This is a genomic window from Streptococcus sp. DD10 (assembly GCF_001578805.1).
In the GTDB taxonomy this organism is placed as follows: Bacteria; Bacillota; Bacilli; order Lactobacillales; family Streptococcaceae; genus Streptococcus.
Window position 1 is genome coordinate 28,490 of sequence record NZ_KQ969158.1, and the last position, 12,586, is coordinate 41,075.

General features: G+C 43.2%; 8 protein-coding genes, 1 tRNA gene and 2 pseudogenes. 6 read left to right on the forward strand and 5 right to left on the reverse strand.

Translation table 11 applies throughout. The features are described 5' to 3' along the window. Positions 1-4 precede the first annotated feature (4 nt). Both STRDD10_RS03170 and tnpA read left to right on the forward strand, forming a co-directional pair. Positions 5-313, forward strand: coding sequence for a helix-turn-helix domain-containing protein (locus STRDD10_RS03170; protein ID WP_156468587.1), 309 nt, complete (start codon positions 5-7; stop codon positions 311-313). Positions 314-549: 236 nt separating this feature from the next. Continuing rightward, positions 550-797: pseudogene (gene tnpA, locus STRDD10_RS10395) on the forward strand (IS200/IS605 family transposase); the annotation flags it as partial. 3 nt (positions 798-800) lie between these two features. On the opposite strand, the pseudogene STRDD10_RS03175 reads toward tnpA, so the two are convergent. From STRDD10_RS03175 to STRDD10_RS03185, 3 genes and pseudogenes are all read right to left on the reverse strand, one after another. Continuing rightward, positions 801-1,115: pseudogene (locus tag STRDD10_RS03175) on the reverse strand (transposase); the annotation flags it as partial. Between the two features lie 178 nt (positions 1,116-1,293). Beyond that, positions 1,294-1,366: transfer RNA gene (locus STRDD10_RS03180), tRNA-Lys, on the reverse strand. 263 nt (positions 1,367-1,629) lie between these two features. After that, positions 1,630-2,901, reverse strand: coding sequence for a replication-associated recombination protein A (locus STRDD10_RS03185; protein ID WP_067193077.1), 1,272 nt, complete (start codon positions 2,899-2,901; stop codon positions 1,630-1,632). Positions 2,902-3,016: 115 nt separating this feature from the next. On the opposite strand from STRDD10_RS03185, the gene STRDD10_RS03190 reads away from it, so the two are divergent. From STRDD10_RS03190 to STRDD10_RS03205, 4 genes are read left to right on the forward strand one after another with little or no spacing between them, the layout of a single operon-like run. Continuing rightward, the gene (locus STRDD10_RS03190) at positions 3,017-3,487 is read left to right on the forward strand and encodes a DUF3013 family protein (protein ID WP_067193079.1); all 471 of its coding nucleotides are present in this window, start codon (positions 3,017-3,019) and stop codon (positions 3,485-3,487) included. A gap of 26 nt (positions 3,488-3,513) precedes the next feature. Next, positions 3,514-7,143 carry an N-6 DNA methylase gene (locus STRDD10_RS03195; RefSeq protein ID WP_067193080.1) on the forward strand — a complete coding sequence of 1,210 codons (3,630 nt, stop codon included), beginning with the start codon at positions 3,514-3,516 and terminating at the stop codon, positions 7,141-7,143. A 27-nt stretch (positions 7,144-7,170) separates the two neighbouring features. Beyond that, positions 7,171-8,121 carry a 50S ribosomal protein L11 methyltransferase gene (gene prmA / locus STRDD10_RS03200; protein WP_067193082.1) on the forward strand — a complete coding sequence of 317 codons (951 nt, stop codon included), beginning with the start codon at positions 7,171-7,173 and terminating at the stop codon, positions 8,119-8,121. A gap of 1 nt (position 8,122) precedes the next feature. Then, a complete protein-coding gene (locus STRDD10_RS03205) occupies positions 8,123-8,866 on the forward strand; it encodes a 16S rRNA (uracil(1498)-N(3))-methyltransferase (RefSeq protein WP_067193083.1) in 744 nt (247 codons plus the stop codon). A 706-nt stretch (positions 8,867-9,572) separates the two neighbouring features. Here the strand turns inward: STRDD10_RS03205 and STRDD10_RS03210 are convergent. Both STRDD10_RS03210 and STRDD10_RS03215 read right to left on the reverse strand, forming a co-directional pair. Further along, the gene (locus tag STRDD10_RS03210; protein WP_067193085.1) at positions 9,573-12,002 is read right to left on the reverse strand and encodes a bifunctional 2',3'-cyclic-nucleotide 2'-phosphodiesterase/3'-nucleotidase; all 2,430 of its coding nucleotides are present in this window, start codon (positions 12,000-12,002) and stop codon (positions 9,573-9,575) included. 148 nt (positions 12,003-12,150) lie between these two features. Then, positions 12,151-12,474, reverse strand: coding sequence for a hypothetical protein (locus tag STRDD10_RS03215; protein WP_067193087.1), 324 nt, complete (start codon positions 12,472-12,474; stop codon positions 12,151-12,153). Between the last annotated feature and the right edge of the window lie 112 nt (positions 12,475-12,586).

Sequence of the window (12,586 nt, forward strand, 5' to 3'; positions counted from 1 at the left end):
TGCCATCAGTAAACGTATCCGCCTACTGAGACTACAAAAGAACATCACCCAACAGCAACTCGAAGAGCTTGCGGATTTACCATTAAAATATACCTATAAACTAGAAAATCTTAAACCCAACATAAAAATAAAAACACTTGAGAAAATAATGGACGCTTTGGATACAGATATAGAAAGTTTCTTTGATATTTCTCTGACTGAAAGCAATCCCCTGATAAATCAATTATTATTTAAGCTGGAAGAGTTATCACCTAGCAAACAAGAACGAGTCACGAAACTGCTGATTCATTTTTTAGATGAGATAGAAAAATAAGCCAAGTCGAATATAAGCTGACTTGGCTTTTTGATATTCTATTATGTGACTATTAGTCCGTCTCGCTCCGCTAGGTGCGAGACAAAAAAATCACCCGCTATGCGGGTGCGCTATCTACGGTTATACCAAAAAACTCCAAACGCGATACAATAAAGGTGTTCAAGCCAATTGTAAAGCGAAAGGAGAAGAAAAATTATCCAGTGGATGATTTTTGACGAAACCTAAAAGTAAAAAAGTTGAGGGCACAAAAGGCACATAGTTTATCACACACAAAGTGGATATGTTCTATCACATTGTGTTTACCTCTAAGTATAGACGAAAAGTCATTTATAATCAATATCAAAGTAGTTTGGGAGAAATATTCCACCGATTATGTAGTTATAAAGGTATTGAAATTATCGAGGGTCACTTAATGCTAGATCATGTACATATGTTAGTCAGTATTCCACCAAGGATAAGTGTTTCAAGTTTCATGGGGTATTTATACTCAATTGTTTTCAAAAAGCAACCTCGTCCATTTTCTGCTGACAGTGGACTTTAAAATATTTTTTTCCAATCCTTGAATAACTTCTTGAAGCTTATCAATGACAGCTTCCAATGATGGGAAAGCCTTATTTTTAAAACCTCGTTTTCGAATTTCTTTCCAGACTTGTTCAATAGGGTTCATTTCTGGTGTATAAGGTGGGATAAAAGCCAACTCAATATTACTTGGAATCTCTAAGGTACTTGATTTATGCCATATAGCATTATCCATTACAAGTAAAATATAGTCATCTGGATAAGCTTGTGAAACTTGCCGTACGATGAATCTCTCAGGAGTTTTTCAATTTTCTCTATTTCTTCGTTTGTAAGTTTCATAACTACTATTATAAGATGTTTTTTTGATTTTAGTCTAGTATAAGTGAGTATCAGTTGGTAGAACAAAAGTAGAACAAATACGAAAAAAAGCCTTGATTACAAGGCTTTTGGGTGATAAATGATGCCCCCTGCAGGGCTCGAACCTGCGACCCATAGATTAAGAGTCTACTGCTCTACCAACTGAGCTAAGGAGGCAAATAAAAAGCTGTATTGGTGCCGAAACTTCACGGTTTGTATTGAACCCGCGCAATTAAGCAGGTGGGCAACTCGCTCTAACTGAAGCTGTTTCCGTGTGAGACGGCCTACATGCTGTTAGAAGTCTTTTGTTTCCCTAGTAATACAAAAAATAGTCGGTCAACACTTAAGTGTGAAGTCGTACACCACAGCGTTTCTATGTTTATATGATACCACTTTTTCAAAAAAAATCAAGAGGAAAGTGCAATTTTTTGAAAAGGATTTCACAAGTTTCGTAATTTATCAATGGTTTCCTTGCGTTGCGCCAAGGCTCGTTCGTATTTGCCGGTATCTTCTGGAGTAAAATAGTGGTGATTTTGGATTTTTTCAGGGAGATAGTCTTGCTTGACCCAATTTCCAGGATAGTTGTGTGGATAGAGATAATCTTGGGCGTTGCCCAGTTCCTTGCTTCCACTGTAGTGACCATCACGCAGATGGCGAGGGATAGGCAGGTGGCCAGTTGTTTTGAGGTCTGCCAGCGCCTTATCCATAGCCACATAGGCTGAGTTGGATTTTGGAGAGAGAGCCAAATCAATTACCACGTTGGCGATGAGAATACGGGCCTCGGGGAAGCCAATGCGCTCTGCAGCTTGCAGGGCTGTCACGGTATGAATCTGGGCATCAGGATTGGCGAGGCCGATATCTTCGTAGGCGATGACGGTTAGTCTTCGTGCCAAGCTTGGCAGATCCCCAGCTTCCACCAAACGAGCCGCATAGTGAAGACTAGCATTGACATCAGAGCCACGGATGGACTTTTGCAGGGCTGAAAGGACATCGTAGTGACCGTCCCCATCCTTGTCCATGGTAATATAGCTCCGTTGCAGGCTGTTTTCCATGATGTTAAGCGTGATGTGGCGGATGCCCTTGTCATTTTCGGGAGTAGAGAGAACGGCCAAATCTAGTGAATTAAAAGCAGAACGCAGGTCTCCATTTGTAGAGGTCGCGATGAAATCCAGTGCATCCTCATCTAGCTCAACTGGGAAATCAAAACCACGCTCAGGGTCAGTTAGAGCGATTTGAATCGCCTCTTTGACGTCTTGATTGGACAAGGGTTCTAACTCAAAAATCTGAACACGGCTACGAATGGCTGGAGTGACAGAAAAGAAAGGATTTTCAGTCGTAGCCCCAATCATGATGACCTGACCACTTTCTAAGAGTGGCAAAAGAAAGTCTTGTTTGGTTTTGTCAAGTCGATGGATTTCGTCTAGTAATAGGACGAGACCACCTGAAAATTTAGCTTCTTCAGCGATTTCTTGCAGTCGCTTCTTACTATCGACTGTCGCATTGAAGGTTCGAAAGGCATACTTGGTCGTTCCAGCGATGGCTGAGGCGATACTGGTCTTGCCGATTCCTGGAGGTCCGTAGAGAATCATGGAGGACAGGCGATTGGCTTCCACCATGCGACGGATAATTTTTCCAGGTCCGACCAGATGCTCCTGACCGATGACCTGGTCGATGGTTTTTGGGCGCATGCGAAGCGCGAGATTGTCTGGCATAGCAGTCCTTTCTAACATGGATTTTCTGATGTATATGTGGTAAGATGGTAGTATCTATTTTAGCATATTTCTGAGCAATCGGGGCGATTAAAGAGTCGCATAGAAAGAGGACAAAATGGCAACATACGGATTTTTAGATGTTTTACAGGAAGAGTTGGACAAGAACTTTCCCTTTGACTATGAGATTAGCTGGGATAAGCGCAACCATGCGGTAGAAGTGAGTTTTCTATTGGAAGCGCAAAACGCTACAGGTGTGGAGATGGTGGATGAAGACGGAGAGGTTTCGTCAGACGATATCCTCTTTGAGGAAGCAGTCCTTTTCTACAATCCTGCCAAGTCAACAGTCAATGAGGAAGATTATTTAACAGTCATCCCTTACCTGCCTAAAAAAGGATTTTCTCGTGAGTTTTTAGCTTATTTTGCTCTTTTTCTCAAAGATACAGCCGAGGTTGGGCTGGATGCGCTCATGGACTTTTTGGAAGACCCAGAAGCAGAGGAATTTGTCATGGAATGGAACCAAGAAGTCTTTGAAGAAGGGAAAGCAGGATTGGAAGAGGGAGAATTTTACCCTTATCCGAGGTATTAGGGAACAAGAAATATGAGAGGGAAAAATTGATAACTAAAAAGAATTTTAAACAAGTTTTAGAAAGCCTGGAATTTAACGAGGATAAAACGGATTACTATATTCACCGTAAAAGTGGATTGGCGGTTGATTTTGCCCAAGAAAAACTGATTTACCCCGAAGAACAAGACTTTATCGTCAACGAACGCCAAACCTGCAATTTTGCCGCGCCCGAAAACTTTGTCGTGTTTGAATGCGTGCATCGTTTGCTGGAAAAAGGCTATCCGCCGCAAAAAATAGAATTGGAAAAACGCTGGACGTTGGGACATTCGCAAAAAAGCGGACGCGCCGATATTTCCGTCTTTTTAGACGACGACAAAACCCAGCTTTTTATGATTGTTGAATGCAAAACCGCCGGCGCAGAATACAACAAAGCCTTGAAAATCTTAAAAGAAGACGGCGGTCAGCTGTTCAGCTATTGGCAACAGGACAAATCCACCCAATGCCTGTCGCTTTATGCCTCCGATTTTTCAGACGGCGAAGTCAGCTACAAAAACGACATTGTCTTGTGCCAAGACGACGCCAACTTGGTCAAACTCGCCGAAAAAGACGACAGCATCAAACTTTACCAATCCGCCTATAACGCCGAGCAACTGCACGAAGTTTGGACGGAAACCTATTCGCAGCAACTGCATGAAAACCTGATTTTCGGGCAAGATGCCGTTGCTTTGGATTTAAACCGTCAGCCCTTACGCAAAAAAGACCTCAAAGCCTTTTCCACAGACGACAAAATCATCAACCGTTTTGAAGAAATCTTGCGCCACAACGCCGTTTCCGACAAAGAAAACGCCTTCAACCGCCTGATCGCGCTCTTTATCTGTAAATTGGTGGACGAAGAAAAAGACGATGATCAAGAAGTCGATTTTCAATATAAAGTCGGCACTGACACCTACGAAACGCTGCAAGACCGTTTGCAACAGCTCTATCAAATCGGCATGGAAAAATTCATGAAAGAAGAAATTTTCTATGTGCATAACGATTACGCCGAGCATCTCTTTAAAGATTTAAATATCGACACCCGAGAACATGCCAAAAACATGTTGCAAGACACCATCCGCAAGCTGAAGTTTTACACCAACAACGACTTTTCCTTTAAAGACGTGCATAACGAAGAACTCTTTTTGCAAAACGGCAAAATCGTGATGGAAATGGTGCAACTGTTTGAAAAATACCGCATCAGTTACGCTTCCAAACATCAGTTTTTGGGCGACATGTTTGAACAGTTGCTAAATAAAGGCTTCAAGCAAAACGAAGGGCAATTTTTCACGCCCAGCCCGATTACGCGCTTTATTTGGGATTGCCTGCCTTTACACAATATCGTGGAAAACTTGGGCGGTGCTTATCCGAAAGTGATTGATTACGCTTGTGGTTCGGGGCATTTCTTGACCGAAGCGGTGGAAGCCATCAACGCCGTCAAGCCGTCTGAAAATAACGATTGGACGCAGGAGAGCATTTTTGGCATAGAAAAAGATTACCGCTTGGCGCGTGTGTCGCAAGTGTCGATGTTTATGAATGGCGCGGGCAACAGCAAGATTATTTTTGGCGATGGGCTGGACAACGGCAAAGGCATTGCCAACGAAGCCTTTGACATTCTGGTTGCCAATCCGCCTTATTCCGTGTCTGCCTTTAAATCGCATTTAAAGCTGAAAAACAACGAATTGGACTTGCTGGAAACCATCAGCAACAACGGTGGCGAGATTGAAGTCTTATTCTGCGAACGCATTGCCCAGCTGCTCAAATCGGGCGGCGTGGGCGCGGTGATTTTGCCCTCCAGCATTTTAAGCAACGACAGCGGTAGCTACACCGCCGCCCGAGAACTGCTGCTAAATCGCTTCCGTTTCCGTGCGATCGTGCTTTTCGGCTCCAAAACCTTTGGCGCAACGGGTACCAACACCGCCGTGTTATTCTTCGAAAAAATCAGCTATCCGCCGCAACAAGACCGTTTGGCACGCGACCAAGCCGAAGCCGTGTTTAAGCAATTTCCGCTGCAACACCAAAAAGACCAAGCGGTACTCAACGCCTATTTAGAGACCATCGGCATGCCGTCTGAACTCTACGACAAAATCCGCCAACAAAGCTTAACTTGGGCGGAATTGTCCGAAAGCGACAACGAATATTTGGCGGCGCATTTCAAGGCCTTGCAAAGCAGCATGGCATTAAGCAAAACCGAAGAGAAAAATCATCCCGATGAAAAGGCGCAAAGTGCGGTCAAATTACGCAAGTTTTTTGCAAAATTCCAAGCCATGGAAACCGACAAAATCGCCTTGTTTGCCCTGCTTTACGGCGAACAAACCTTAATCATCACCGCACCGGGCGACAACGCCAAGCAAAAAGCCTTTTTGGGCTACGACTGGAGCAACCGCAAAGGCGCGGAGGGGATACAAATCCAACAGGCAGGCGGCAAACTCTACAACGACGCCGACCGCTTCGCCCCCGACACCCTCGCCGCTTGCGTGCGCAGTATGTTTGAACAGCAAACCGCCAGCATTACAGGCGAGCAAGCTGACTACGCCAAAGTGGTGAATACGGCGGATATGATCGACTTCCAAGCGGTGGGCTTTAATCGGGCGATACGCACCAGCGTGCAGAAAAAAGTGGAGATAGTGAGCAAGTTTGACGTTGTTCTGTTAGAAGATTTTCCAACAGAAATTAGAAAAGGAAAATCTATTACTGCTAAAAATACCATTTCTGGAGATTATAAAGTTGTTGCCGGCGGTAAAGATTTTGCTTATACACATAATGAATTTAATCGGGCAGAAAACACCATTACCATTAGTGCATCTGGGGCAAATGCTGGCTTTGTTAATTTTTGGGCAGAGAAAATTTTTGCGTCAGACTGTACAACTGTTAGGGGCGAAAATGATATAAGCAGCAAATATATTTATACCTATTTGCAGAGTATTCAAGAAAATATCTACGATTTAGCTCGAGGCGCAGCGCAACCGCACGTTTATCCTGATGATATTAAGCGTTTGCCAATTCCACGCCCACCATTTGAAATCCAAACCCAGATTGTGGAAGCCTGCGAAAAACTTGATGAAGAATACAATCAAACCCGAATGAAGATTGAGGAATATCGGGCGGAGATTGAATCCTTCTTCACCGATATTCAAGGAGAAACCAAACGACTTGATGAGGTAATGGATTTACGTGCAGGCGATTTTGTTCGGGCAAATGAAATTCAAGATAATTTTGCTGATGGATTATTTCCTTGTTATGGCGGAAATGGATTGCGTGGCTATGTCAAAACAATGACCAATGAAGGCGAATATAGCTTAATTGGGCGACAAGGCGCACTGTGTGGCAATGTGCATTTTGTAAAAGGACAATTCCATGCAACTGAACACGCGCTTGTGGTTTATCCTAAAATTCAAATTGAATCGTATTGGTTGTTTTATTTACTTAAATCAATGAATTTAAACCAATATTCCACTGGTACAGCTCAGCCGGGATTGTCCGTTAAAAACTTAGTTGGAATAAAGATGACGATAATTCCATTTTCCGAACAGGAAAAAGTCGTAAGAAAAATCAAAGAACTGGAAGCTCAAATCACCGAATGCCAACAAAAACTGGACAGTATGGCAGATGCCAAAAAAGCGGTGTTGGATAAATATTTGTAAGTTTTTTATACAGAAAGAAGAAACTATATGGAAACATGGCAAGAGTTAAAAGTTACAGTGAAGCGTGAGGGGGAGGAACTGGTTTCCAATCTCTTGATTGAGCTGGGAGCGCAAGGTGTTGCGATTGAAGACAGTATGGACTATGTGGGAAATGTCGATCGTTTCGGTGAGATTTTCCCAGAGGTCGAGCAGCAGGAAGAAATCATAGTGACCGCCTACTACCCTGAAACGGTGGATGTAGTGGCAGTTGAGGCAGATTTGCAGGCTCGCCTAGCAGAATTGACAGATTTTATGGATTTGGGAGAGGTCAAAATGGGTACGACTGCTCTTTCTGAGGAAGACTGGGCAGACAATTGGAAGAAATACTATGAGCCAGCTCGTGTCACTCATGACTTGACCATCGTGCCGTCTTGGACAGACTATGAGGCGACTGCGGGAGAAAAGATTATCAAGCTAGATCCTGGTATGGCCTTTGGGACAGGGACTCATCCAACCACTAAAATGAGCCTTTTTGCCTTGGAGCAGGTCCTTCGGGGTGGCGAGACAGTGCTCGATGTGGGAACTGGTTCAGGTGTCCTCTCCATTGCTAGCTCTCTTCTGGGTGCCAAGGAAATTTTCGCTTACGACCTGGATGATGTAGCTGTTCGGGTGGCCCAAGAAAATATTGAGCTCAATCCGGGTATGGAAAATATCCAGGTAGCAGCAGGCGATTTGCTTAAAGGTGTGGACATCGAGGCAGATGTGGTTGTGGCTAATATCTTGGCGGATATTCTCATTCATCTGACAGAGGATGCTTATCGCTTGGTCAAGGATGAAGGCTACCTCATCATGAGTGGGATTATCAAGGACAAGTGGGACATGGTGCGAGAGTCGGCTGAGTCAGCTGGATTCTTCCTTGAAACTCACATGATTCAAGGGGAATGGAATGCCTGTGTCTTTAAGAAAACCAAGGATATGTCCGGTGTGATTGGAGGCTAATATGCAGCAGTATTTTATCAAAGGTCCTGCGACTTCTCCCGTGACCATCGAGGACAAGGAAACCAGTAAGCATATGTTTCAGGTCATGCGCTTGAAAGAGGATGACGAAGTGACCTTGGTTTTTGATGATGGCATCAAGCGCTTGGCGCGCGTGCTGGATGTGGAAAAACGTCAGTTTGAGTTGGTAGAAGAATTAGCTGACAATGTGGAACTGCCAATCCAAGTGACTATCGCATCAGGCTTTCCCAAGGGGGACAAGCTGGAGTTTATCACTCAGAAAGTGACGGAACTGGGCGCCAGCCAGATCTGGGCCTTCCCTGCCGACTGGTCAGTTGCCAAGTGGGACGGCAAGAAATTGGGCAAGAAAGTTGAGAAATTAGAAAAAATCGCCCTCGGTGCAGCTGAGCAAAGCAAGCGAAACCGGGTGCCGGCAGTCCAACTCTTTGAGAAAAAGGCTGATTTTCTAGCTCGGCTTGACCAGTTTGACTCTATCATAGTAGCCTATGAAGAGTCGGCTAAAGAAGGAGAAGCCGCTGCGCTCTTGCAAGTAGTCGCTGGTCTTGAAAAGGGAGCCAAACTGCTCTTTATCTTTGGTCCGGAAGGTGGTCTCTCACCTGCAGAAATTGAAAGTTTTGAAGCCAAAGGAGCTGTTCTTGCAGGACTTGGTCCGCGGATTTTACGAGCAGAAACATCCCCGCTTTATGCCTTATCAGCAGTGAGTGTCTTGTTGGAATTAATGAAGTAGGCTGAGGGAGAAAAAGATTTAATACTCTTCGAAAATCTCTTCAAACCACGTCAGCTTCGCCTTACCGTAGGTATGTGACTGACTTCGTCAGTTCTATCCACAACCTCAAAGCAGTGCTTTGAGCAGCCTGCGGCTAGCTTCCTAGTTTGCTCTTTGATTTTCATTGAGTATAAGAGTATCCTAAAAAGTAAATAGGCTCAAAAACAAAAAACGAATAAATACCGATTCTAATTTTATAGTAGAAGGTAGTATTCGTTTTTTATTTGTTTAAAGAAACCTACTGAGCATGTTATTGGCCTAAGATTAACAGTATCTTTTTTGTAGGATAGAAGTGAGTAAGGAAAGTTGTTATTGGAGGAACTAAAAAGACACGAATCGAGGATGACTTGCCTCTAAAAGTTAGACAGAGCCTATCTAACTTTTGGGGCAGTGCACGATTCATGTCTTTATTTGATGATTGATTTTGAAAGCTGAAGTTAAACTGTGTGAATTTTGACTATTTCACAATGGTGGCTGGTCAAAACTGGATCTAGTCTTCGAAGCTGAGTAGAACGAATTGTATGATAAAGTGGCTGACTGCTTGAGCAGTTCGGAGATGGAACGTTTTTCCATCTCATTTAGCTAGAGAGAGTTCGCCATTTTATTCCCTTTTATCGATTTGCCTAGAGTTACGCAGTTTTCAGTTTTCAATAAGTATGGTCATTACTTAGTTTTCTTCTGTTTTCTTTTTTATAGTCATTCCAAGTCCAGCAAGAACGAGACCAAAGAAAGTAAGGAGGGAAACGTGCTCTCCTGTATTTGGCAAGGATTTGCTTGTTGCCTTTGTGCTTGTAATAGCAAGGGTTGATTGGGTGCTTTCAGGGAGAGTTACTTTTTGTCCACCTTTTGAAAGGGTAATGGTAGTTTCCTTTGTTTCTTTTTGTGTAACCTTAGTTTGTTGGGGATTTGGCTTGATTGAGGTATCAGTGGTTTCAACTGTATCGATTGGTTTTGGTTCGATCTTAGGTTCTACATAGATGAGCTTGTATTCTCCAAAACCGTCTTGATCAGAGCTTGCTAGATAGACCACATCTCCGTCGTTTCCAATTAAATCTTTTGCTTTTTCAGCTGTTAGGAAACGAACATCCAATCCCTTGATACTATCGGTGAAATGCCAGTTGTTGTCTGCACTTGGATTGATATTTTGTACATCAAGGATATAGTTGATAATAGCTTGACGATTTTCAAGACCAAGAAGTTGATTGAGACTGGCTTCACGAACACCTGGGAATTTTCCATTAGCACGGTAATTGTTGGTAACAACGATAAATTCTTGCTCAGCAGTGACTTCTTTTCCTTGATATTTGAGGTTACGAACACGGCTAGCTGTTTCGTTAACCATTTTTCCTTCTCGATCATATTTATTTGGCTGTGTCACGTCAAATTCGTAGGTAACACCGTCAATGACATCGAAGTTATAGGTTCGGTAGCTACTGTTGATGAGTTGTTGTGGCTCTTTTTTAGTTGGGTCAATAGTGTTGAATTGACCAGCAGACATTTCCAACCATTCCTTGAGTTGTGCTCCGTTGACCTTTAAGATGGCTGTGACATTGTCGTAGAGATAGAGATCGGCTACATTCTTGATGGCAATCGGACCAGCTGGGATGTCAGTATAGGCTGTTGCGTCACCACGAGTTCCAGCCTTGAACGGTGCGGCAGCTGATAGGATAGGAAGTTCAGCTTCTGCTGTTCCTGCCAGTTCTTTTTTCGCATACCAGATTTGGGCATTGTTGACAATCTGAACAGAAGGATCATCTTTAACGAGAGCAAAATAGCTTGTAATTGGTGCAGAAGTTGTTCCTACTTGTTGGCGAACATAGTTGACAGTCCCTTCGTGAGCTTCTTTTGCGATAGTTGTAATTCGCTCATCTGCAATGTGGGATTTGGTATCAATCTTGCGAATAGATCCTTTGCTATCTGCTACAGTCCATTTGCCACTAGAATAGACAAGGTTTAAATCAATTACTCCTAGATGGTCACCATATTTACCAGCCATCGTTACAGGTGTACCGTTAATCTTACCATTGATTCCATCAACACCTGCGTATTTCTCATAAAAACCTGTCCCGTTTCCGCTTGGAAACTCAGCATGTGAGTGTCCAGTTACAACAGCGTCTACTCCGGGAATGCTAGCAATTTGATATCCTTCGTTTTCTTCTCCCTTTTCGTATTTGTCGTCACCGATACCAGAATGGGAGAGAACAAGGACGATATCTGCTCCTGCTTGGCGCATTTGTGGAAGGATTGCTTCAATAGCCTCAACAGAGTCATTTACAAGGATTTTTCCTTCCAAGTTGGCTTTGTCCCAACTAAGGATTTGTGGTGGGACGATACCAGTGACCCCGATGTTTAGACTAACTTGACGGCCTTGTTTATCTGTAAATGTTTTGCTGATAATCTTATAGGGGTCGTAGACATAAGCCCCTGTTTTAGGGTCGATGACATTAGCGTTGACGATGGGCATCCCAGCGGTGGCAATAACACGGTTGAGATAATCTAGGCCGTAGTTGAATTCGTGATTCCCTAGGGTTCCTGCTTCAAATCCTAGTTTTTGAAGGGCTGCATACATCGGATGTTGCTCCCCTTCTTTAATGGGTTCTACGATAGCCTTGTAAGTTCCAAGAGGAGTTCCTTGGATCGTATCGCCATTATCCACTAAGAGGGTATTTGGATTTTCTTTTTTTGCTTCTTCGATGAGAACAGCTGTCTTTGCTAGACCAACGTTTTCGGAAATTTTGTCCTGATAATAGTCGTAGTTGACGAGATTGGTGTGCAAATCAGTTGTGGCAAGGATACGAACATCTACTTCCTGCCCTTCGATAGGCTCTTGTGCTTTTTCTTCACTGGTGTTAGAGGAAGTTAAAGTTGCCTCTTTGGCACTTGTGGTTACAGCTTTTTCTTCGTTTTCGCTGGCTTGAATCTTGTTTTCAGCTGTGGTAGTAGCTGTTTGGTTTTCAACAGCGGTGCTGTCTGTTTGGCTTGCAAGACCAGCTTGATTAGAGTTTTGTCTAGCAGTTGTATCCTCAGCTTGAACAGTTGTTGTCGCAAGAACTGCAGCGGCAAGGCTTAAAAAAGCAGCTTGTTTAGAAAATGACATAATGATCCTCCTAAAAAATCTTCATTTTCTATTATACAGGATGAAAGGGCATACAGCAAGATGTTTGCGAATGTTTTTTGCAAATTTTCAGTAAACATATGGTAATGTTTGTATTTTTTTGTGTTTTGGTTTTTTGGAAATCAAAAGATTAGCATTTTGGTGATGGAAAGAAGAACAGAGCTGGAAATGTTCCGAACTCTGCTTGTGTTATAGTTATTTCGTTTCTTGCTGTCAGTTTGCCCTCATAGGTGGCATAGTATCCACGGTTAGATGGGCGGACAGAGGGAATTTCGAGATTGCCAGCGTAGTTATCTTGGTGCTGGTCGTTGTATTCAGAGTAGTCTATCTTGCTAGGGAGACTCGGTTCGCTACCGTAGTAACGGACGACGGTCTTGTTATATCCTTGGTTGGCGAGAGAAAAGATAGCGCCCAAACCAACAGGGGCAAGCGCAGGAATGAAAACTTTTTTCATAGAAATCCTCCTTCAAAAGTAGAATGAAAATTGATACTATATTCTGAGCAGTAAATAGCTGCTGAAATACTATTTGCATTTCCATAATGACAAATCACCATATTTATTTTAG

Excerpts from the sequence above, each read along its gene's own strand:
- STRDD10_RS03185 (WP_067193077.1), bottom strand. The coding sequence starts at position 2,901 with ATGCCAGACAATCTCGCGCTTCGCATGCGCCCAAAAACCATCGACCAG.
- STRDD10_RS03190 (WP_067193079.1), top strand. The coding sequence starts at position 3,017 with ATGGCAACATACGGATTTTTAGATGTTTTACAGGAAGAGTTGGACAAG.
- prmA (WP_067193082.1), top strand. The coding sequence starts at position 7,171 with ATGGAAACATGGCAAGAGTTAAAAGTTACAGTGAAGCGTGAGGGGGAG.
- STRDD10_RS03205 (WP_067193083.1), top strand. The coding sequence starts at position 8,123 with ATGCAGCAGTATTTTATCAAAGGTCCTGCGACTTCTCCCGTGACCATC.
- STRDD10_RS03210 (WP_067193085.1), bottom strand. The coding sequence starts at position 12,002 with ATGTCATTTTCTAAACAAGCTGCTTTTTTAAGCCTTGCCGCTGCAGTT.
- STRDD10_RS03215 (WP_067193087.1), bottom strand. The coding sequence starts at position 12,474 with ATGAAAAAAGTTTTCATTCCTGCGCTTGCCCCTGTTGGTTTGGGCGCT.